Origin of the sequence: Mesorhizobium sp. M1227 (assembly GCF_040318315.1) — a bacterium.
Taxonomy (GTDB): Bacteria; Pseudomonadota; Alphaproteobacteria; order Rhizobiales; family Rhizobiaceae; genus Mesorhizobium.
In genome coordinates this window covers 182,006-203,133 of record NZ_JAMYLZ010000001.1, presented here as the reverse complement: position 1 = coordinate 203,133, position 21,128 = coordinate 182,006, and the positions used below count along the sequence as shown (strand labels likewise).

22 protein-coding genes are annotated in these 21,128 nt (G+C 63.7%); 10 read left to right on the top strand and 12 right to left on the bottom strand.

From position 1 onward, the window contains the following. Genes NKH28_RS01015 through NKH28_RS01005 form a run of 3 tightly spaced genes read left to right on the top strand, consistent with a single transcriptional unit; the run spans window position 1 to window position 3,962 of the window. Complete coding sequence (locus tag NKH28_RS01015) at window positions 1-1,155, top strand: carbohydrate ABC transporter permease (RefSeq protein WP_352767362.1); 1,155 nt, start codon at window positions 1-3, stop codon at window positions 1,153-1,155. 4 nt (window positions 1,156-1,159) lie between these two features. Then, window positions 1,160-2,824, top strand: coding sequence for a beta-galactosidase BglA (gene bglA / locus NKH28_RS01010; protein WP_352919162.1), 1,665 nt, complete (start codon window positions 1,160-1,162; stop codon window positions 2,822-2,824). A gap of 25 nt (window positions 2,825-2,849) precedes the next feature. Continuing rightward, entirely contained in the window at window positions 2,850-3,962 is a 1,113-nt protein-coding gene (locus tag NKH28_RS01005) for an ABC transporter ATP-binding protein (RefSeq protein WP_352977572.1), read from the top strand. Window positions 3,963-4,139: 177 nt separating this feature from the next. On the opposite strand, the gene NKH28_RS01000 is transcribed toward NKH28_RS01005, so the two are convergent. From NKH28_RS01000 to NKH28_RS00960, 9 genes are all read right to left on the bottom strand, one after another. Next, complete coding sequence (locus tag NKH28_RS01000; protein WP_352454766.1) at window positions 4,140-4,379, bottom strand: DUF680 domain-containing protein; 240 nt, start codon at window positions 4,377-4,379, stop codon at window positions 4,140-4,142. A gap of 67 nt (window positions 4,380-4,446) precedes the next feature. Further along, window positions 4,447-4,653 (bottom strand): DUF680 domain-containing protein, encoded by a 207-nt coding sequence (locus NKH28_RS00995; protein WP_352743858.1) that lies wholly within the window; start codon window positions 4,651-4,653, stop codon window positions 4,447-4,449. Window positions 4,654-4,724: 71 nt separating this feature from the next. After that, the gene (locus tag NKH28_RS00990) at window positions 4,725-4,928 is read right to left on the bottom strand and encodes a DUF680 domain-containing protein (RefSeq protein ID WP_352472527.1); all 204 of its coding nucleotides are present in this window, start codon (window positions 4,926-4,928) and stop codon (window positions 4,725-4,727) included. 439 nt (window positions 4,929-5,367) lie between these two features. After that, window positions 5,368-6,114: an FAD-binding oxidoreductase gene (locus tag NKH28_RS00985; RefSeq protein WP_352923578.1), complete on the bottom strand. Its 747-nt coding sequence runs from the start codon at window positions 6,112-6,114 to the stop codon at window positions 5,368-5,370. Then, a complete protein-coding gene (locus NKH28_RS00980; RefSeq protein WP_352472529.1) occupies window positions 6,111-6,722 on the bottom strand; it encodes a molybdopterin-dependent oxidoreductase in 612 nt (203 codons plus the stop codon). The genes NKH28_RS00985 and NKH28_RS00980 overlap by 4 nt, the downstream gene beginning before the upstream one ends. Window positions 6,723-6,855: 133 nt before the next feature. Beyond that, complete coding sequence (locus NKH28_RS00975) at window positions 6,856-8,409, bottom strand: DegQ family serine endoprotease (protein WP_352923575.1); 1,554 nt, start codon at window positions 8,407-8,409, stop codon at window positions 6,856-6,858. A 367-nt stretch (window positions 8,410-8,776) separates the two neighbouring features. After that, the gene (locus tag NKH28_RS00970; protein WP_352923572.1) at window positions 8,777-9,502 is read right to left on the bottom strand and encodes an MBL fold metallo-hydrolase; all 726 of its coding nucleotides are present in this window, start codon (window positions 9,500-9,502) and stop codon (window positions 8,777-8,779) included. 15 nt (window positions 9,503-9,517) lie between these two features. Further along, window positions 9,518-10,684 (bottom strand): diphosphate--fructose-6-phosphate 1-phosphotransferase, encoded by a 1,167-nt coding sequence (locus NKH28_RS00965; RefSeq protein WP_352451606.1) that lies wholly within the window; start codon window positions 10,682-10,684, stop codon window positions 9,518-9,520. Between the two features lie 95 nt (window positions 10,685-10,779). After that, on the bottom strand, window positions 10,780-11,544 hold the full coding sequence (locus NKH28_RS00960; RefSeq protein ID WP_352923570.1) for a L,D-transpeptidase: 765 nt from the start codon (window positions 11,542-11,544) through the stop codon (window positions 10,780-10,782). Between the two features lie 188 nt (window positions 11,545-11,732). Here NKH28_RS00960 and NKH28_RS00955 point away from each other — a divergent pair, with 188 nt between their 5' ends. The 3 genes from NKH28_RS00955 (at window position 11,733) to xylB (ending at window position 15,337) form a co-directional block, all read left to right on the top strand. After that, window positions 11,733-12,356 (top strand): LysE family translocator, encoded by a 624-nt coding sequence (locus NKH28_RS00955; RefSeq protein ID WP_352977570.1) that lies wholly within the window; start codon window positions 11,733-11,735, stop codon window positions 12,354-12,356. A 9-nt stretch (window positions 12,357-12,365) separates the two neighbouring features. Then, on the top strand, window positions 12,366-13,691 hold the full coding sequence (locus NKH28_RS00950) for a tetratricopeptide repeat protein (protein WP_352923568.1): 1,326 nt from the start codon (window positions 12,366-12,368) through the stop codon (window positions 13,689-13,691). 191 nt (window positions 13,692-13,882) lie between these two features. Beyond that, the gene (gene xylB, locus NKH28_RS00945) at window positions 13,883-15,337 is read left to right on the top strand and encodes a xylulokinase (protein ID WP_352977769.1); all 1,455 of its coding nucleotides are present in this window, start codon (window positions 13,883-13,885) and stop codon (window positions 15,335-15,337) included. Between the two features lie 38 nt (window positions 15,338-15,375). Here the strand turns inward: xylB and NKH28_RS00940 are convergent, their stop codons facing one another. Continuing rightward, complete coding sequence (locus NKH28_RS00940) at window positions 15,376-15,738, bottom strand: nuclear transport factor 2 family protein (RefSeq protein WP_352451610.1); 363 nt, start codon at window positions 15,736-15,738, stop codon at window positions 15,376-15,378. A 110-nt stretch (window positions 15,739-15,848) separates the two neighbouring features. Between NKH28_RS00940 and xylA the strand changes: the two genes are divergently transcribed. After that, window positions 15,849-17,174 (top strand): xylose isomerase, encoded by a 1,326-nt coding sequence (gene xylA / locus NKH28_RS00935; protein WP_352451611.1) that lies wholly within the window; start codon window positions 15,849-15,851, stop codon window positions 17,172-17,174. A gap of 132 nt (window positions 17,175-17,306) precedes the next feature. On the opposite strand, the gene NKH28_RS00930 is transcribed toward xylA, so the two are convergent. Then, the gene (locus tag NKH28_RS00930; RefSeq protein WP_352977568.1) at window positions 17,307-17,939 is read right to left on the bottom strand and encodes a TetR/AcrR family transcriptional regulator; all 633 of its coding nucleotides are present in this window, start codon (window positions 17,937-17,939) and stop codon (window positions 17,307-17,309) included. A gap of 93 nt (window positions 17,940-18,032) precedes the next feature. Here NKH28_RS00930 and NKH28_RS00925 point away from each other — a divergent pair, with 93 nt between their 5' ends. Both NKH28_RS00925 and NKH28_RS00920 read left to right on the top strand, forming a co-directional pair. Further along, window positions 18,033-18,689 (top strand): O-methyltransferase, encoded by a 657-nt coding sequence (locus NKH28_RS00925; protein ID WP_352818759.1) that lies wholly within the window; start codon window positions 18,033-18,035, stop codon window positions 18,687-18,689. 165 nt (window positions 18,690-18,854) lie between these two features. Further along, the gene (locus tag NKH28_RS00920) at window positions 18,855-19,064 is read left to right on the top strand and encodes a hypothetical protein (protein ID WP_023680243.1); all 210 of its coding nucleotides are present in this window, start codon (window positions 18,855-18,857) and stop codon (window positions 19,062-19,064) included. A gap of 85 nt (window positions 19,065-19,149) precedes the next feature. Here NKH28_RS00920 and NKH28_RS00915 read toward each other — a convergent pair whose 3' ends face one another. Then, complete coding sequence (locus NKH28_RS00915) at window positions 19,150-20,130, bottom strand: GlxA family transcriptional regulator (RefSeq protein ID WP_352818764.1); 981 nt, start codon at window positions 20,128-20,130, stop codon at window positions 19,150-19,152. Window positions 20,131-20,206: 76 nt separating this feature from the next. On the opposite strand from NKH28_RS00915, the gene bcoG reads away from it, so the two are divergent. Next, entirely contained in the window at window positions 20,207-21,118 is a 912-nt protein-coding gene (gene bcoG, locus NKH28_RS00910; RefSeq protein ID WP_352970068.1) for a 3-dehydrocarnitine:acetyl-CoA trimethylamine transferase BcoG, read from the top strand. Window positions 21,119-21,128: the final 10 nt, after the last annotated feature.

The window sequence follows — 21,128 nt, the reverse complement described above, 5'->3', positions numbered from 1 at the left end:
ATGGCCGTGGCGACCGGAAAGTCCTTTGTCAGCCGTTTCGGCGTCCATATCGCCGTCTTCATCTTCGTTGCGATCTGGACGATCCCGACGCTCGGCATTCTGGTCTCGTCGCTGCGCGACAAGGACCAGATCATCGCTTCGGGCTGGTGGAACTCGTTCACCAGTTCCAGCCAGACGGAGGCCGGACGGCTGCCGCCCGCCTCGGCGCAAGTCGAGAAGGACGGCAAGTTCATCCTGCAAGGCAATATTTTCGGCGACGGTCCGGCCCGCAACATCAGCGCCTTCGGCGTCAAGTCGGCAGCGCCGACGCAATATCCCGCCGGCACGACAGCCGATCTCGGCGACGGCGTGACCCTGCAGCTCAATGCCGACGGCAGTTTCGTCATGACCTCGCCGAAGGCTTTCGAAGGCGAGCGCGGCCAGCGCGTCTATTACGCCTCGTCGGCGCCGCCGAAATTCACCACCGACAATTACGACACGGTGCTGTTTTCGGAAGGCATCGGCCGCTCCTTCATGAACTCGCTGACCGTCACCATTCCGGCGACCGTCATCCCGATCCTGATCGCCGCGTTCGCCGCTTACGCTTTGGCCTGGATGCGCTTTCCCGGCCGGGCGCTGCTCATCGCCGTCATCATCGGCCTCCTGGTCGTGCCGCTGCAGATGTCGCTGATCCCGCTGTTGAAGCTCTATAACGGCGTCGGCAGCTTCTTCGGCGTGCCGTCGAAGACCTATCTCGGCATCTGGCTGGCGCATACCGGCTTCGGCCTGCCTTTCGCCATCTATCTTCTGAGGAGCTATATCGCCGGCCTACCACGCGAGATCATGGAGTCGGCGCGCATCGACGGCGCCAGCGATTTCGAGATCTTCGTCAAGATCGTGCTGCCATTGTCCTTCCCGGTGCTGGCCTCGTTCGCCATCTTCCAGTTTCTCTGGGTGTGGAACGATCTGCTGGTGGCGATGGTTTTCCTTGGTACCGAGGGCGACCAGATCGTGCTTACCGCCAAGCTCAATGCGTTGCTCGGCTCGCGCGGCGGCGACTGGGAGATCCTGACGACATCGGCCTTCGTCACCATCATCGTGCCGCTGATCGTGTTCTTCTCGCTGCAGCGCTATTTCGTCCGCGGGCTGCTTGCCGGCTCGGTGAAAGGAGGTTGAGATCATGCAATCCGCTTTGAAGGCCACCCCGAAGCCAGATCTCGCTATAGATCGCGACTGGTGGCGAGGTGCCGTGATCTACCAGATCTACCCGCGCAGCTATCAGGATTCGAACGGCGACGGCATCGGCGACCTCAGGGGCATGATCAGCCGGCTGGCCTACATCGCCTGGCTCGGTGTCGACGCCATCTGGATCTCGCCATTCTTCAAATCGCCGATGAAGGATTTTGGCTACGACGTGTCGGATTATTGCGATGTCGATCCGATGTTCGGCACGCTGGCCGACTTCGACGCGCTGACCGCAGAGGCGCATCGGCTTGGCCTCAAGGTGATGATCGACGAGGTGCTCTCGCACACCGCCGACATCCATCCCTGGTTCAAGGAGAGCCGCTCGAGCCGGAGCAATCCAAAAGCCGACTGGTATGTCTGGGCGGATGCCAAGCCGGACGGCACGCCGCCCAACAACTGGCTGTCGATCTTCGGCGGCTCGGCCTGGCAGTGGGACACCAGCCGCCAGCAATATTACCTGCATAATTTCCTGGCCGAGCAGCCCGACCTCAATTTCCACAGCCGCGCGGTCCAGGACGCGCTGCTCGACGTCACCCGCTTCTGGCTGGAGCGCGGCGTCGACGGCTTCCGCCTCGATACCATCAATTTCTATTTCCACAGCCAAGGCCTGGAAGACAATCCGCCGCTGCCGCCCGAGCAGCGAAACGACCAGACGGCGCCGGCCGTCAACCCCTACAACTACCAGGACCATCTCTACGACAAGAGCCGGCCTGAAAACCTCGGCTTCCTCGAACGCTTCCGCGCCTTGCTCGACGAATATCCGGCGACGGCCGCGGTTGGCGAGGTCGGCGATTCGCAGCGTGGGCTGGAAGTGGTGGCGGCCTATACGGCCGGCGGCAAGCGCGTGCATATGTGTTACTCCTTCGACTTCCTGGCGCCGGAGAAGATCAGCGCGGCAAAGGTACGCTCGGTGCTGGAAACCTTCGGCAAGGTGGCCAGCGACGGCTGGTCGTGCTGGGCCTTCTCCAACCATGACGTGATGCGTCCCGCCTCGCGCTGGGCAGCCGGCGAGCCCGACCCGACCGCCTACCTCAAGGTCATCTCGGCGCTGCTGATGTCGTTGCGCGGCTCGGTCTGTATCTATCAGGGCGAGGAGCTCGGGCTCAGCGAGGCCGAGCTCAGCTTCGAGGATCTGCAGGACCCATACGGCATCCGCTTCTGGCCTGAATTCAAGGGCCGCGACGGCTGCCGTACGCCGATGGTTTGGGACGGCGCTGCCCGCAATGGCGGCTTCTCGACGGCAAAGCCCTGGCTGCCGGTGCCCAGCAAGCACCTTGCGCAAGCCGTCAATGTGCAGCAAGGCGACGACGGCTCGCTGCTCGAGCACTACCGGCGCTTCCTGGCTTTCCGCCGCGCCCATCCGGCACTGGCCAAGGGTGATATCGAGTTCATCGAAAGCGAGGGCGACACCGTCGCCTTCACCCGCCGTGAAGGCAACGAGCAGATCGTCTGCGCCTTCAATCTCGGAGCAAAGCCTGCCGAAGTCGATCTTGGCGGCCGCTCATTGCAGCCCTTGCCGGGACACGGGTTTTCGGGACAGACTGGCGCCGGCACTATCCGCCTCGGCGGCTACGGCGCCTGGTTCGGGCGTATCGACTGAATTCAAGGAAGAACTGGAGGGTACCATGGCCGATGTCACGCTAAGGCAAGTGAGGAAATCATATGGCAATCTCAACATTCTGCACGGCGTCGACCTCGACATAAAGTCGGGCGAATTCATCGTCTTCGTCGGCCCCTCTGGTTGCGGCAAGTCGACCTTGCTGCGCTGCATCGCCGGGCTGGAGGAGATCACCTCGGGCGAGCTCAAGATCGACGGCGAGATCGTCAACGACATGCCGCCGTCAAAGCGCGGCATCGCCATGGTGTTCCAGTCCTATGCGCTTTATCCGCACATGACCGTCTACGACAACATGGCGTTCTCGATGAAAATCGGCAAGGAAAGCAAGGCCGAGATCGACAAGCGGGTGCGCCAGGCGGCCGAGATCCTGCAGCTGACCAAATATCTCGACCGCCTGCCCAAGGCGATGTCGGGCGGCCAGCGCCAGCGCGTCGCCATCGGTCGCGCCATCGTGCGCAATCCCAAGGTCTTCCTGTTCGACGAGCCGCTATCCAACCTCGACGCGGCGCTGCGCGTCGCCACCCGCATCGAGATCGCCAAGCTCAAGGAGTCGATGCCGGCCACGACGATGATCTACGTCACCCACGACCAGGTCGAGGCGATGACGCTGGCCGACCGCATCGTCGTGCTGAAGGAAGGCCATATCGAACAGGTCGGCACGCCGATGGAGCTCTACAAGCGGCCCGGCAATCTTTTCGTCGCCCAGTTCATCGGCTCGCCGGCGATGAACATCCTGCCGGCGACGATCGACAAGACCGGCAACCCGACGGTCGTCAGCCATGTCGGCGGCCGCAAGGCAACGGTGCCGATCGCAACGCCTGCGTCGGCGAAAGGCGCAGCGGTGAGCTTCGGGGTGAGGCCGGAGGATCTGATGATTGCCACCGGCGCCGACTATTTGTTCGAAGGGACGGTCGATTACGTCGAGCAGCTCGGCGAGGTCCAGCTCGTCTATGTCGACATCGGCCGCGCCGACCTGCCGCTGGTGACCAAGCTGCCGGGCAATGTCGAGATCAAGCGCGGAGCGACACTGCGGCTGACGGCGGACGCCGGAGACCTGCATATTTTCGACGCGGACGGGCGCTCTTTCGCGCTCCATGAAGCAGAAGCAAAGGCGGCTTGAAGCAGGCATTCTTCCGCCATGCAAGGGACAAGAGCGGCGGGCATGGCCCGCCGCTCTTGTCTGGAATTCCAGTTCGGCCGTTAGAGCGGTTCATCGTTTCACGGAACGCCGAACCGCTCTATGTCCTTGTTTTGACGCAATTCCGGACGGCCGTTTCACACTTTTCCTGGAATTGCTCTAGTTGTTGCCGAAGAGGTTGCGGTCGGCGCCCTGAGGCGCGGACTTGGGCACATCGCCAGACGAATTCAGCAGCTTGTAGATCGGCGAGTTGCTGTCCCGCACCGAATACGTCTGCGTCTTGTCGACGTTGACGGTCGACTGCTTGTTGATGTCGGTCCCGCCAACATTGTCGTTGCGGGCATAAGCGCTGCCGGCGGCAATCAAGAGCGCGGCGGCAGTAAGAACAATCTTTTTCATTTTGGGTCTCCTGGATTTTCGAAATCAAGCGGCGGGCATGCCGCCGCCCTGATGCTGGGATCGGCTGTTAGTTGTTGCCGAAGAGGTTACGGTCGGCGCCCTGGACAACCGGCTGCTTTTCAGCCTGGTCCGACGTCTTGACGGAAGCCGTGTAGGAGCTGTCGACCGAGACAGCAGGCGGGTTGGCTCCGTTGGAACCAAAGTTGTCGCTGCCGGCGAAGGCGCTGCCGGTGATGGCCAAAACGGCGGCGGCAGCAAGAACGATCTTTTTCATCTTAATACTCCTGAATTTTTCAGATCCCCGGACGGCGGATATGCCCGCCGCCCTGATGCTGGGATCGGCTGTTAGTTGTTGCCGAAGAGGTTACGGTCGGCGCCCTGGACAGCCTGCTGGTCAGCATGAGCCGGCTTCTGAATGGAAGCCGTATACGAGCTGTCGACCGCAGCGGCAGGCTGGTTCGCACCCTTGGAACCAAAGTTGTCGCTGCCAGCGAAGGCGCTGCCGGTGATGGCCAAAACGGCGACGGCGGCAAGAGCGATCTTTTTCATTTTTTAGTACTCCAGTATCTTAGTTTTCCGTCCGTCTAGCTGCGTGCCTTGGGGGGAATTCGCGTCGTTCGGACAGCCCCGATGTGGGAAAGCCAATGGCCAGTTTCCAATCACGAAGTTTTTTGGTGTGGACCAAGAATCTACACCTTGAAATTGTGCCAGAGATTCCCTTCGCCACATTTTTATCGTTTAATGTCAAGCAGATAGTCTATCGCCTCGGTCTGGCTGCAAGGTGACTTGGGAGGCAGCGTTCACAGCGTCCTGCACGCATTGTCAACAGAAACGAACCGTTCGGTTCGATTTTTTAAACCGATAAAAGTCGCAGCCGAGGTTCTTTGTCGAATCGTTAACCATTTCGGCCAAACGCGGCCTCACCGTTCTGCCGGTTTTCGGCCCGCTTGTGCCGGCCGGCGAAGCCAGCAACCGCGCAAGAACCAGGTCAGACCCCGTAGCGTTCGGTGCGGATGAGTGCCGCAGGCACCCCGGCATCGATCAGTGCCTCGGCGGCGGCCGTCACGAATGCGTTCGAGCCGCAGACAAAGGCGAGCTTCGGCGGCGCGGGCAGCCTCGTCATGGCTTGCACCATCATCGCGGCGTCGACCCGCCGCGCATAATCCGCCGGACGGCGGGCCGGCTCGCGCGTAAGCGTCAGCACCAGGTCGAAGCCATCCCGGCGCTCGGCGAGGTCGATCAGCTCATCGCGAAAGATCACCTCGTCCCAGACCCGCGCCGAAAACACCAGGGCGGCGGCGACCAGCGATCCCCGCATCGCCCGGTGGCGGAGCATCGACATCAGCGGCACCACGCCCGACCCGCCGCCGGCGAGCAGGAGCGGGCCGCCATCGCCGTCTGACCAGACGAAATGGCCGCCGAGCGGCCCGCGCAATTCGACCTCGTCGCCCACCGCCGCTATCTCGTGAAAGAACGGCGAGACCTCGCCGTCCTCGAGTTTTTCAATCGCCAGCTCGATGGTCTCGCCGGTCTCCGGCGCCGAGGCGATGGAGTAGGAGCGGCGCGCCTGATAGCCGTCCGGCGCCGTCAGCCTGACATCGACATGCTGTCCGGCACGATAGACGAAGGGCCGCGACGGCTGCAGGAAGAAGCTGGTGACCCGCGGCGTGCGCTTTTGGATGCGGGTGATGGTGACCGTCTGCCAGGGCGACTGCGCCGCCGGGCCGTCGCTCATGGATCGTTCGTGTAGCGCTGCTCGCGCCACGGATCGCCATAGATATGATAGCCTCGCAACTCCCAGAAACCCGGCTCGTCACGCTCGGTGAACTGCAGCCCGTTCAGCCATTTGGCCGATTTCCAGAAATAGAGATGCGGAACGAGCAGCCGGGCCGGGCCGCCATGGTCGGGAGTGATCGGCTTGCCTTCATAAAGCAGTGCCACCATCGCCTTGCCACCGGTGATATCCTTCGTCGGCACGTTGGTGGAATAGCCGTCGAAACCCAGCGCCAGCGTGAAGGCGGTGGGCGGCTCGATGCCGGCGTCGGCAAGGATGTCGTCGACGAGCACGCCCTGCCACGCCGTGTCGAACTTGGTCCATGCGGTGACGCAATGGATGTCGCGCGTCATCTTGGTCAAGGGCAGCGCGTTGAACTCGGCCCAGTTCCACTTCTTGATCGGCCGCGGCCCGTGCTTAAGCGTGAACGACCAATCCTCGGTGCGGACATGCGGCGTCGGGCCGGCCGACAGGACCGGGAAACCTTGCTCGAGATATTGCCCCGGCGGGATACGTGCATCCGTATCCGTCGGCGGCTTTCGTCCGGAAGAGAAGCCTCGGGTAACCATCGAGAATATCCGTTTGCGCAAGGTCCAATCGAGCTTTGTCAGTTTTCTCGAAGACGCGAGCGCGGGCAACCGAAATCTTGGCTCCGGCCTGGCGGCAATGCTCTACATTGATCTTGGCAGCGCGGCGCCCGCTTCAGCCGCTGGCGAAGGGGACGGCGACGAACATCTGGGCGTCGCCGCGCTCGACAAGCAGCAGCACCGATTTCTTGCCGGATTTGGCAGCCTGCACAATCGCCTGATTTGCCTGCCTGGCGCTCCTCACCGGAGTCTGGTCGACGCCGACGATGATGTCGCCGGGCTGGATGCCGGAAGCCGACGCCGCCTTGTTCGGGTCGACGCGCTCGACCAGTGCGCCGTGCTGGTTTTCTGGCAGGTTCATTGCCTGGCGCACATCAGGAGTGACGTCCATCAGGCCGAGACCGAGCGCCGGTGCGCGAAGGCCCTGCCCCGTCGACGGCTGACCTGACTCGCCGGTCACCGATCCCGTCGCCGTGTCGTCTTCGTTGCGCCCGATCTCGACGGAGATCTGCAGGCTTTTCCCCTTGCGCCAGACATTGAGGGCTTCCCTCGTGCCAGGCGCAACGTCAGCGACGGCGCGCGACAGATCCCTCGGATCCTTTATGTCCTGGCCGGCGAAGCTGGTAATGACATCGCCGGTCTCGATGCCGGCCTTGGCGGCCGGCGATCCGTCGCTGACCTGCGCGACCAGCACGCCGGTAGGGTGATCGAGGCCGATGGCGCTCGCCACATCAGGCGTCACCGGCTGAATCTGGACGCCGAGATAGCCGTACTGGATGGAGCCGCCCTTCATCAGCTTGGCGACGACCTTTTGCGCCTGGTCCGAGGGGATGGCGAAGCCGACGCCGACACTGCCGCCATTCGGCGAAAAGATCGCGGTGTTGATGCCGACGACATCGCCGTACACATCCGTCAGCGGGCCGCCGGAATTGCCCCGGTTGATCGGTGCGTCGATCTGGATGAAGTCGTCAAACGGGCCGCTGTGCAGATCGCGGCCGCGCGCCGAGACAATGCCGGCGGTGACCGTGGTGCCAAGGCCGAAAGGATTGCCGAAGGCGAGCACCTGGTCGCCCGGCATGAGCTTGTCCGAATCGCCCCATTTGACGGTCGGCAGGGGCTTGCCGGCGTTGACCTTGAGCACGGCAAGGTCGTTCTTCGTGTCATGGCCGATCAATTTGGCGGGAAGCTCGGTGCCGTCGTCGAGCATCACCTTGACCGACTGGGCGCCGTCGACGACGTGATTGTTGGTGACGATCATGCCGTCGGCACCGACGATGAAGCCTGAGCCGAGAGCCTCGGTGCGCGGCGCCTGTTCCGGCGGTGTCTTGGGGGCGGGCAGTCCCTGGTCACCGAAGAAACGGCGGAAATAGTCGTCGAAAGGCGAGTTGCCACCGAACTCGTTGCCACCGAATGGGGAGGCCTCGCTCGTGGTGTCCGACTGCGCCGATTTCATGAGGGTGGTGATGGTCACCACTGCCGGTTTGTCGGCCGCCACGACCGGAGCGAACGAGCCGCGGGGCGCCGTCATGCCGGTGACAGGTGGGGTCACTGTTGCCGCCAGGACATCATTCAGCCTGGGAGCGAAAGACAGGGCGAAGGGGCTGACGATCAGCGCGGCGCCCAGCAAAGCGGCGACGCGATGTCTGCGAAGGGTGTGGATTGGTGACATGGCCGTTGTCCGGGCGAGAGATTGGCGGAGCGCCGCAACGTTCCGTCACCGGAACAATTCGTCGGCGCGTCGGTCGTCGGCGTTGCCTGTCTCGCCTGTCACGGCAGCCGACCGGATCGACAGCCCCGCATCTAGGGCACCGATGATGGTTTCCAGATAATATTACGAAGATTTAATTTCCAGCTGGCAACCGCCTCGCGGCGTTGGCGCCGAGACCCGAAAATACAAAACCCGCCTCGGGAGGCGGGTCGTTGGGGCGAATCAGCACCATAGCTAAATTACTAGCATAGCTGCCGGCACAAAGCAAGAACAAAATAGCTGCGCAAGACAAATCGCTTCAGATTTGCGCCGCCTCAGCCGAGGCCTCCTATTCGCCTGTCCCGTCGGTCCGGCTGAGATAGGTGGTGGCGATCTCGCGCATCCGCCTGCCGTCGAAGCTCGGTCCATGGCCGCCATGGCCGATGCGGATCGGCAGGTCGAGCAGGCGCTGCATCGTGCAGCGGTAGGCGGCACGATCCGAATCCGGCAGGTCGTCGATCAGCATGGCGTCGTAGATGGCGTCGCCGGCGAAGAACAGGCCGTCTGCCTCGTCGAACAGCGCGATCGAATCAGGAGAGTGGCCGGGCAGATGCAGGACGCGGAATTGGCGGTCGCCGAGATCGATCCTGTCGCCCTCGTCCAGGGTCCGGGCCAGAGGCGCCGGCGGAATCCTGTAATCGGCGGCTCTCCAGCCCGGCGCCGGCAGCTTGGAAACAGCGCCTTCCAGATCATGGAACATGTCCGCGTAGGTCACCGCTTCATCCATGCTGTCGAACTGCGCGGCGCTGTGGCGCGGCCCTGCCCGCAACGGAAACTCGTGCAGCGAGCCGACATGATCGAGATGGATATGCGTGGCGACGGCGAGCAGCGGCTTGCCGGACGGCGTGTCGATCTGCGGCGCCAGCGGGCAGATACCCATGCCGGTGTCGACCAGCAGGTCGACATCGCGGCCGCGCAAATGCCAGATGTTGGCACGCACGAAATCATGCACGAAGGGCTCGGTCAGCATCGTCGTCTTGGCGTCGACGATGGTTTTGCTGAACCAGCTGTCCATCAGATCAACGCCGCATCAGACGAACGGCTTGCCGACCTTGTACTTTTGCGGGACCAGCCGCTTCAGATAGGCCATCCCCGCATCGGACAGCCGGTTGACGTCGGGCAGCATGAAATCATCCGGCATATGGCGCGTCTTGCCGGCGACGTTCTTCAGCGGCACCTTTTTCAGCACGGTTTTCTTGCCGTCATATTGCAGCGCCACCGAACCGCCGCCCTCGTCGGCCACCGTGACCGCGAAGGCACCGGCATCGAAGGCCTCCTGCGCGTCCACCGCGCTGATGGCGCCGACATAGCCGCGCGGCATATAGCCGAGCGCATCGACGCGCGCCCGCTTGCCCGGCAATCCTTCGGCGAGCGCGCGCTCCAAGGCTGCCGGCAGGTCGCTGCCCGACAGCTTGACGTTCCCGTGTTGGTCGCGCTCCAGCCTTTCCGGCGGCACCAGGCTTTCGACCAGCGCCTTGCCGTCGGCGGTGCTGACGCCTTCGGAGACGGCAACGATGCAGCGCTTGTGGCGGTCGAGCGTGGCGCGCACGTCGTCGATGAAACCGGCCGCCGAGAACGGCCGCTCCGGCACGTAGACGAGATGCGGGCCGCTGTCCTGGTCGAGCTGCCAGGCCGCGGACGCGGCCGTCAGGAAACCGGCATGCCGCCCCATGACAATGCCGACATAGATGCCCGGCAGAGCGCGGAAATCGAGATCGACCGAAAGGAATGCTCCAGCGACGAACTCGGCCGCCGACATGAAGCCGGGCGTGTGGTCGTTCTCCTCGAGATCGTTGTCGATGGTTTTCGGCGCATGCACGAAGGCGATCTTGCCGCCGGCGGCGTCGGTGAGGATCTGCTGCGTGCCCGAGGTGTCGTTGCCGCCGATATAGATGAAGGCGTCGGCACCGGCTTTCTTCAAGCCGTTGAGGATGAGGTCGCAATAGGCCGCATCCGGCTTGTCGCGCGTCGAACCAAGCGCGGCGCTCGGTGTCGCCGCGATCAGCCGCAGGCGATCCTCGGGGATGGCGGAAAGATCGACGTAATTGCCGTCACGAATGCCGCGCACGCCGTGGATGGATCCCAGCACCTTGGCGCCGGGATGCCGCTTGCGGATTTCGAGCGCAGCACCCACCACGGTCTGGTTGATGACGGCGGTCGGGCCGCCGCCTTGCGCGATGACAAAAGTTCCGGCCATTGTTCACGTCTCCCGGGCGATGAAATCGCAGGCACATTCGCCTGTCTTGCGGCATCGCGCAACGGCAGAGTGATCGCTGAAGGCGAAGCCGCCGTTCAGACGACGACGACCGGGTTTTTCTTGGAGACGCGGCTGTAGAGGTCGATGATGTCCTGGTTGATCAGGCGCACGCAGCCCGACGACATCGCCTGGCCGATGCTCCACCATTCGGGCGAGCCGTGGATGCGATAGCCGGTGTCGCTGCCGTTCTGATAGATGTAGAGGGCACGCGCGCCGAGCGGATTGTCGAGGCCGCCCGGCTGTCCGCTTTGCCATTTCACCAGTTCCGGCCTGCGGGCGATCATCTCGGGCGGCGGGGTCCAGACCGGCCATTCCTTGCCATACTGGATGTTGGCGCGGCCGGACCAGCGGAACCCGTCCTTGCCGATGCCGACGCCGTAACGGATCGCATCGCCGCCGGGCTGCACCAGATAGAGCAGCCGTTCCTGCGAGTGAACGACGATGGTGCCGGGTTGCTCGCCGGTCGGATCGACGACGATCTGGCGGCGGAACTCCGGCTTGACCTTGAGATAGGGCACTTCCGGCACATTGAAGCCACCGTCGGTGAGCGAAGCGTACATCACGTCGGGGCTGGTGATGTTCTTGTCGACGCTGATACTCGGACGGATGGGCCGGATCGAGCCGGTGGTGACGTCGTCGAGCTGAAGCGACGGCAAATCCAGCGTCTGGCTGCAGCCGGCGATGCCGAGCAGCGCCAGCGCGCCGGCGCCGGACAGCACCGTGCGACGGGAAAGCTGTATTTCGGTTTCGATTGCGTCGCCAATATGCGGCAGCGACAGACCGTGCGGCAACTCACGCATTTACCCAAACCCTACGCTGTCGACGGGAAACACGGTCCGGCCGAATAGCAGGCATTTTCGCCAATCATGGTTGAAAAAGCGTGAAGGCCAGCCGCCTGGCATTAACGAGGGGCTTTTTCGATTTTTGCCTCTTTACATCTGCGCGGGACCAAGGATTTATCCTCTTCGTTGAGCTCAAGGAGAAGAAAATGTCCTTCGAAAACTGGGCCGCTTTTGCCGCTGCCTCGGCAGTCCTTCTGGTCATTCCAGGTCCGACCATCCTGCTGGTGGTTTCCTATGCGCTCGGCCAGGGCTGGCGCACCGCGCTGCCGATGGCAGTCGGCGTGGCGCTCGGCGACTTCACCGCGATGACACTGTCGATGCTGGGCATCGGCGCGCTGCTGGCGGCGTCCGCCACCGTGTTTACCGTGCTGAAGGTGATCGGCGCCGGCTATCTGATCTATCTCGGCATCAAGCTGTTTCGCGCCGGCGGCGCGCTCCGGGCCGAACCGCGCACCGATGCGGTGTCGTCGGCGAAAATGACGGCGCACGCCTGGCTGGTTACCGCGCTCAATCCGAAAAGCATCACCTTTTTCGTCGCCTTCCTGCCGCAGTTCCTCGACCGGCATGCGGATTTCTGGACACAGATGCTGATCTTCGAGACGACCTTCCTGGCGCTCGCCTTCGCCAATGCCTTCGGTTATGCGCTGATCGCCGCAAGGGCGCGCAACTTGGTGCGCAACCCAAAGGCGATCCGCATCTTCAACCGCACCGGCGGCACGCTGCTGGTCGGCGCCGGGATCGCGACAGTGGCGATGCGCTCGGGCAACTGAGGACAGACCATGGCGGTGAGCGACGCATTCGGCCTGACACTGTCTGGCGCGACGGAGGCCGGGCTCTCGTCCTACAGCCGGGCCGTTCGCGAATTGCAGTGCTTCATCGGCGATCCGGTCGGTTCCGTTGACCGGGCAATCGCCGAAGATCCCGGCTTCGTCATGGCGCAGGTGTTCAAGGGTTATCTCTTTGGCCTCGCCACAGAGCGTGAGGCGACGGCGGTGGCCAAGGCATGTCACGAGGCGGCGCTGCCGCTTGCCGCGACAACACGCGAGCAGGCGCATGTCGCCGCCCTTGGCCATCTTGCGGAGGGACGCTGGCACGAGGCCGCCCGCGTGCTGGAGGATATCGCCATCGAGTTTCCGCTCGATGCGCTGGCGCTGCAGACCGGCCACCAGATCGACTTCTTCACCGGCAATGCGCGCATGCTGCGCGACCGCATCGGTCGCGCGCTGCCGTCCTGGCAGAGCGACATGCCGGGCTATCACGCCATACTCGGCATGCAGGCCTTTGGCCTGGAGGAAATGGGCGATTACGCGCGCGCCGAAAAACTTGGCCGCATGGCGGTCGATATCGAGCCGCGCGACGGCTGGGCCCAGCATGCGGTGGCCCATGTCATGGAGATGCAGAGCCGGCAGAAGGACGGCATTCTGTGGATGCGCGCCAATCCCGAAGCGTGGACGCGGGACAGCTTCCTGCAGGTGCATAATTGGTGGCATCTGGCACTGTTCCACTATGATCTCGGCGAAATCGACGAGGTGCTGGCGCTCTATGACGGGCCGATCTATGGCGAACGCTCGATGCTGGCGCTCAACATGGTCGATGCCTCGGCGATCCTGTGGCGGCTGCATCTCGGCGGCGTCGATGTCGGCGAGCGCTGGACGGCACTGGCCGCCAACTGGGTGCCCATGGCCAGCGCCGGCCACTATGCCTTCAACGACGCCCACGCGATGATGGCGTTTGTCGGTGCCGGCCTCGAAGCGCCCGCCCGCAACTTGCTCGAGGCGCAGCGCGAGGCGATGCGCGGCAAGGACGACAACGCCGGTTTCACCAGGGATGTCGGCCATCCCCTGACGCTCGCCATCAAGGCATTCGGCGAGGGCAATTATGCCGGGACGATACGCCTGATCCGGCCGATCCGGGCAATCGCCCATCGCTTCGGCGGCAGCCACGCACAACGCGACGTCATCGATCTGACGCTGATCGAAGCGGCATTGCGTTCCGGTGATGGCGCGCTGGCGAGGGCGCTTGCGGCGGAACGCGCGCTGGCACGGCCGGACAGCCCGTTGTCGGCACTGTTTTCACGGCGTGCAACTGCTCCCGCGGCGAATTGACCACGGCCACATCTTGCCTTAAAAACTGCCCCGGCCTGATTTTTTCGAGCGTCGAAAAAATCTTCGCGTGTTGACCGGGGTGCGTTTCCGGCGGCACGATTGCCGGGATATCTTCGCCGCCCGTGTCACAGGACTGGGCAGCGAAGCAAGAAAGACCGTCGCCGCCAGGCATGACGGACATGGGAGGAAACATGTATCTCGGCCTCGATCTCGGCACGTCGGGCGTCAAGGCGCTGCTGATCGATGCAAGGCAGAGCATCGTCGGTTCCGGCCATGCGCCGCTCGACGTGTCGCGCCCGCATCCCGGCTGGTCCGAGCAGAACCCGGCCGACTGGATCCGCGCCTGCGAAGCGGCGGTCGACGAGCTGCGGTCAATGCATGCGAAGGAACTCGCGGCGGTCAAAGGCATCGGCCTTTCCGGCCATATGCATGGCGCCACTCTGCTCGATGCCGCCGACCAGGTGCTGCGCCCCTGCATTCTATGGAACGACACACGCAGCCACGCCGAGGCGGCCGCGCTCGATGCCGACCCGCGCTTTCGCAAGCTGACCGGCAACATCGTCTTTCCCGGCTTCACCGCGCCGAAGCTCGCCTGGGTGAAAAACAACGAACCGGCTGTTTTTGCCAAGGTGGCAAAGGTCCTGCTTCCGAAGGACTTTTTGCGGCTCTGGCTCGCCGGCGACCATATTTCGGAAATGTCGGATTCGGCTGGCACGTCGTGGCTCGATGTCGGCAAACGAGCCTGGTCCGCCGAACTGCTCGCCGCGACGTCGCTCGACGAAAGCCAGATGCCGTCATTGGTCGAAGGCACGGCCAAGGCCGGTGTCTTGCGCGCCGAACTGGCCGCCAAATGGGGCATGCAGCCGGGCATCCCGATCGCCGGCGGGGCCGGCGACAACGCGGCCTCGGCCTGCGGCATGGGCACGGTCGGCGCCGGGCAGGCGTTCGTTTCGCTCGGCACGTCGGGCGTGCTTTTTGCCGCCAACGCGTCCTATCTGCCCAATCCGGAAAGCGCCGTGCATACCTTCTGCCATGCACTGCCCGGCACCTGGCACCAGATGGGCGTCATCCTGTCGGCAACCGATTCGCTCAACTGGCTGTCGGGGATCGCTGGAAAAAGCGCCGGCGAGTTGACCGCCGAACTCGGCGATGCGCTGCAGGCGCCGGCCGGTGTCTCCTTCCTGCCGTACCTGTCAGGCGAGCGGACGCCTCACAATGATTCCGTCATTCGGGGCGCCTTTACCGGGCTTGCCCACGAGTCCGGCCGCGCGGCGCTGACCCAGGCCGTGCTCGAAGGCGTCGCCTTCGCTTTCCGCGACAGCCTCGAAGCCCTGGCCAAAGCCGGCACGACGCTGACCCGGGTGACGGCGATCGGCGGCGGCTCGCGTTCGCGCTACTGGCTGAAGGCCATCGCCACAGCGCTTGGCCTGCCAGTCGATATCCCAGCCGACGGCGATTTCGGCGCCGCCTTCGGAGCGGCCCGGCTTGGCCTGATCGCGGCGACAGGCGCCGATCCGCGCGCCGTGTGCACGGCGCCGGTGACGGACGCCACGGTCGAGCCGGTCGCCGCCCTCGGCGGTGCCTATGCAGATGCCTATCAGCGCTACCGCCAGCTTTACCCGGCGATCAGGAGCGCCACGGCGTGAGCGGTTTCCCGCCCTCGCCGTGGCCTGCCGAGAAGGCCTCACTGTGCCGGCACCTTATCGAGAAAGCCGGTGACGCTTTTCAGCCGGCCATTTTCGATGACGCCGATATCGGTGCCTTCGATGACGGATTCGGTGCCGTCCGGCCCGAGGTTCCAGGAGAAGCGGATGGTATCGGCGAAGCCGTCCGGCTTGCCTTTCAGCGAGAACCTGAAGCCGGCAAAGCGCTGCTGCACGCCGTCGATCAGCGCCGCGATGCCGTCATGGCCGTCGCCCCGCATGATCGGATCGCGATAGCCGACGTCCTCGGTGAAGGTTGCCTCGAGCAAGGCTTTTCTGCGCGCGGCGTCGCTCTCGTTCCAGGCGGCGATGTAGTTTTCGGCAATGGTGTTGAGGTCGGTCATGGTCTGTCTCCTTCGTTGGGTGGCTTTGACATGAGCCTTTTCGACCAGCGTCAGCGCGAAACCAATTACGCCTGAGGTAATCAGGCCGGACCATGCGAGAGGAAAAGAACATGAGCAGCGGTTTTTTCGGCGACATCCAACAGATCAAATATGAGGGACCGGATTCGACCAATCCGCTGGCCTACCGGTTCTACAATCCCGACGAGATTGTCGCCGGCAAGCGGCTGGAAGACCATCTGCGCTTTGCCGTCGCTTATTGGCATTCCTTTGCCTGGCCGGGCGGCGATCCGTTCGGCGGCCAGACATTTGACCGGCCGTGGTTTCCGAAGGCCGGCAGCACCGACACCATGGAGTTGGCCAAGCTCAAGGCCGACGTCGCCTTCGAGATGTTTTCGTTGCTGGGTGCGCCTTATTTCTGCTTCCACGATGCCGACGTGCGGCCGGAGGGCCGGGACTTTTCCGAAAGTGCGGCTCGGCTCGACGAGATCGCCGATTACTTCTCCGGAAAGATGAAGCAGACCGGCGTCAAGCTGTTGTGGGGCACGGCCAACCTGTTCTCCAACCGCCGCTTCATGTCAGGCGCCGCCACCAATCCCGATCCGGACGTCTTTGCCTATTCGGCGGCGACGGTGAAACACTGCATCGACGTCACCAAGCGGCTGAACGGCGAGAACTACGTGCTGTGGGGCGGCCGCGAGGGCTATGAGACGCTGCTCAACACCGACCTCGCCCGCGAGCAGGAACAGGCCGGCCGTTTCCTCAATCTGGTCGTCGATTACAAGCACAGGATCGGCTTCGAAGGCACCATCCTGATCGAGCCGAAGCCGCAGGAGCCGACCAAGCACCAGTACGATTACGACGTCGCCACCGTCTACGGCTTCCTCAAGCGCTTCGGACTGGAGAACGAGGTCAAGCTCAACATCGAGCAGGGCCACGCCATCCTGGCCGGCCATTCGTTCGAACATGAACTGGCGCTGGCCAATGCGCTCGGCATTTTCGGCTCGATCGATATGAACCGCAACGACTACCAGTCGGGCTGGGATACCGACCAGTTCCCCAACAATGTACCGGAGATGGCACTGGCCTATTATCAGGTGCTGCAGGCCGGCGGCTTCAAGACCGGCGGCACCAATTTCGACGCCAAGCTCAGGCGCCAGTCGCTCGATCCGCAGGATCTGCTGATTGGCCATATCGGCGGCATGGATTGCTGCGCTCGCGGCCTCAAGGCAGCGGCACGCATGGTCGAGGACAAGGCGCTGTCCGCCCCGCTCGCCGAGCGCTATGCCGGCTGGGATTCGGCCGAGGCCAAGGCGATGCTTGCCGGCAAGCGCACGCTCGAGGAAATCGCCGAGCGCGTCGTCAAAGAGAAGATCGAGCCGCAGCCCAGATCCGGCCGCCAGGAATTGCTCGAAAACATCGTCAACCGGTACGTCTGAGGCGTACCCGGTTCGCGGCCGCATTGTTCAGCGGCCGCCGGCTAAAGACGGCTTTCCGCGGGGCTGAACCGACGAAGGTTTTGCCCCGTGTGAAACTCGCGTGGCCTGTTCGCTGACCGGGTTTGGCGCGTCTTAGCCGTGATCGAGGCCTCTCAGGTAGGCGCAGAACATGTCGGCCATGGCGTCGGCGTAGGCTTCAATCTCCGCGGGGGTTCGGGGCAACTCCGAGAACTGCTTCCCCACCGTGCTGAGCGTCGTCATGACCAGATCGCCGGCCAATTCGCGAGTCGCTTGCGCGGCGTTGGGCAACGCCTCCTGCATGAAGAGCTGGATGGTGCGGTCTCCGGACGCCCTTGCCGTCTGCGCCTCGGGCGCGTCGCGGTAAAGCGGGGCGGCGTCGTCGAGCGCCACACGCACCGCAGCCTCCTCACACTCCGAGCGGAGGAAGGCGTGGACCAGGGCGCGCAGCCGGTCAAGCGGCGGTTTCCTGACGTCCTCGAGGATGTCGCGCAGCAAACTGGTCGTCTGCCGCCATTCGTCGCTCTGGAGCCGGAACAGGATCGCCGCCTTGTTCGGAAAATACTGATACAGCGATCCGACGCTGACGCCGGCCTTCTCGGCCACGCGCGCCGTGGTGAAGCGCTGCGCGCCTTCCCTCGCCAAAACCTGAACAGCAGCCTGCAAAATCGCAGCGACGAGCTCCGCCGAGCGGGCCTGCTTCGGCTGTTTTCGCGAGGAAATCCGCGGACTTCGGTTGTCGCTCATTGAGAGCCGCGCCAATGCGATTAGTGAATGCGAATGATTAGTCGTATTTTGAATGTCGCACAAGAACGCGTTCAATTCCGACTGGAGACCGATATGACCACACTGACGACAACGCCGCTCGCGCCCCTGCTGGTCCGCCTGTTCGAGGAAGCCGCTGCGGCAACAAGCCCTGCAGTGGCGGAACTCTCCGCCGAGGAGCGGATGCGGCTGGTTCGAAGCAAGACCGAATACCTCGATTTCTATGGGCGGCTAAGGGATCTCTGGCTTCCCGTTTCGCGAGAGACCGGCACGCTGCTCTACATGCTGGCACGAGGCAGCAGCGCACGGACGATCGTTGAATTTGGAACCTCGTTCGGCATCTCGACCCTGCACCTTGCCGCAGCCTTGCGGGACAATGGCCGTGGCCGCCTGATCACCAGCGAGTTCGAGCCATCCAAGGTCGCGCGCGCGAGGAGTAATCTGACAGCAGGCGGTCTCATTGACATGGTGGAAATCCGCGAAGGAGACGCGCTGCAAACATTAAGCGTCGATCTTCCCGAAAGCGTCGACCTGCTTCTGCTCGACGGCGCCAAAGCGCTCTATCCCGAGATCTTGAGTCTGGTTGAAAGCCGCCTCAGACCGGGCGCCTTCGTCGTTGCCGACAACGCAGATCTTTGCCCCGAATACCTCGAGCGGGTGCGCTCGACCGGGAGTGGCTACATGTCCACGCCGTTCGGCGAGGATGTTGAACTGTCGATGCGGCTTGGCTGAAGCACTGCGTGACCTCCGGAACGATCGTGCCCAAGATGGGCGGCGGCGGACAAAACTTTGCCCGGCATCGCCCATCAATCGCCTCGCTCTTGCCTTCAAACAGCCGTCACGAACCTCCTATAGTGTGGTTCGTGGCGGGATTCAGAAAGAAGGAGGCGAAACGATATGCAGCACGAACGCGAAATCGACGCCCTGCTCTCATCTGGCGAGGCTGGATCGATCATCGACCGGCTGATGGCGCTGCCGCACCCGAAACAAGGTGCGCTGAGTGCAAACGAATGGGATCGCGCGGTCGCCAGCCGCTTCGAGACCCATCTTGCGAGACAGATGCGCTCGCAGATCGACGGCAGCAGCGACCGCCAGGACGCTGCCTGATCTACCTTTGCCTATGCATGTCGTTATCCCAAAACCGCTACGCACGCTCGGGCAAGCCCGTGGCCAGGCTTTTGGGCGACATGCATTATCCCCGACGCAGCCTGACCGGCGCTTCGCCGAACGCTCTTGAAAACGCTCTGGAAAATGCCGCGGCGGACGAAAACCCCGTTCGCCCGGCAATGTCCGCCAAGGCGATGCGCGTGTCGACCACCAGCCGGCGCGCGGCGCCGAGGCGCAGCCTGAGGTAATAAGCGCCGGGCGTTTCGCCGATCGACTTGCGAAAGATGCTTTCCAGCGTCCGTGCCGTCACCCCGGCGCGCTTTGCCACGGCGGCGATAGTCAGCGGCTGGTCGACATGCGCTTCCATCAGCCGAATGGCTTGCGCCAGCCTGGGATCGTAGCCGTCGAGACGGCCGAGCGAGACCAGCGGTTGCGCGTCCGTCGCGGCGCGCGCCTGGTCGTAGATGAAGACGCTCGCGACATCTAGCGCCACGGCCATGCCGAGCCGCGTGCGGATCAGATGCAGCATCAGGTCGAAGGTCGGCGAGGCGCCGCCGGTGGTGAACACCGGGCCATCGATGACGTAGCGGTCGGGGCGCACGTCGACGCCGGGAAAGGCCGACGAGAAATCCTCCATGTCCTCCCAGTGGGTGGTGGCGCTGCGCCCCTCCAGCAGACCGGCGCGGGCAACCAGCCAGGTGCCGGCCTCGACGCCGCCGCAGGCGCGTGCCGCGCGCGCCGCCCGGCGCAGTCCGGACAGCAAGGCCGATGTGGCATGGTTCTGCGTGCCGAAGCCGGCGACGACGACCAGCATATCGGTTGTGTCAGCCGCATCGAAGCGGCCGCTGACCGCCACCGGCAGGCCGCATGTGGTGACCGGCGCCTCGCCTGTCACCGAGACCAGCCTGAAATCGAACAGCGTCTCACCGGCAATGCGGTTGGCGGCGCGCAACGGATCGACGGCCGAGGCGACGCACATGATCGACGAGCCGGAGAATACCAGCAGCGTTACCTTGAGCGGCAAACGCTCGGCCCGAAAGATCGTCGGTTTTTCGTTTTTGGTCACACGATCTTCGTAAAACGCAAAACAGTTTCCGGCAAGTCAGGCATTCTTGCCCTACGTTCTATTGGGAGAGACTCCGATGCCGTTAGCGATGAACCGTGAGGTTTTCATTACCTGTGCCGTGACCGGGTCGGGCAGTTCGCAGGATCGCAGCCCGCATGTGCCGCGCTCGCCCAGAGAGATCGCCGATTCGGCCATCGAGGCGGCAAAGGCAGGTGCCGCAATCGTGCACTGCCATGTGCGCGATCCCGAGACCGGCAAGCCTAGGCGCGACGTGCATCTCTATCGCGAAGTAACCGAGCGCATCCGCGCGGCAGACGTCGACGTGGTGCTGAACCTGACCGCCGGCATGGGCGGTGACATGGTATTCGGCCCGCCGGAGAAGCCGCTGCCGCTGAACGAAAAAGGCACGGACATGGGCGGCGCGAGCAACCGCATGGAACATGTGCGCCAGTGCCTGCCGGAAATCTGCACGCTCGATTGCGGCACCATGAATTTCGCCGAGGCCGATTATGTCATGACCAATACGCCCGGCATGCTGCGTGCCATGGGCGGCATGATGACGGCGCTCGGCGTCAAGCCGGAGATCGAGGCCTTCGACACCGGGCATCTGTGGTTCGCCAAGCAATTGGTCGAGGAAGAAGTGCTGAAGCCGGACGCCTTGGTGCAATTGTGCATGGGCGTGCCGTGGGGGGCGCCGGACGACCTCAACACCTTCATGGCCATGGTCAACAATGTACCGTCGACCTGGAACTGGTCGGCCTTTGCCATTGGCCGCAACCAGATGGCCTATGTCGCGGCCGCGGTGCTGGCCGGCGGCAATGTCCGCGTCGGACTGGAGGATAATCTCTGGCTCGACAAGGGCGTGCTGGCGACCAATGCGCAGCTGGTCGAGCGGGCGGTCAGCATCGTGTCGAATATGGGCGCCAGGGTCATCGGCCCGGACGAAGTCCGCAAGAAGCTGAACCTGACGAAGCGCGCACCGCTTTGAAAAGCCGGTA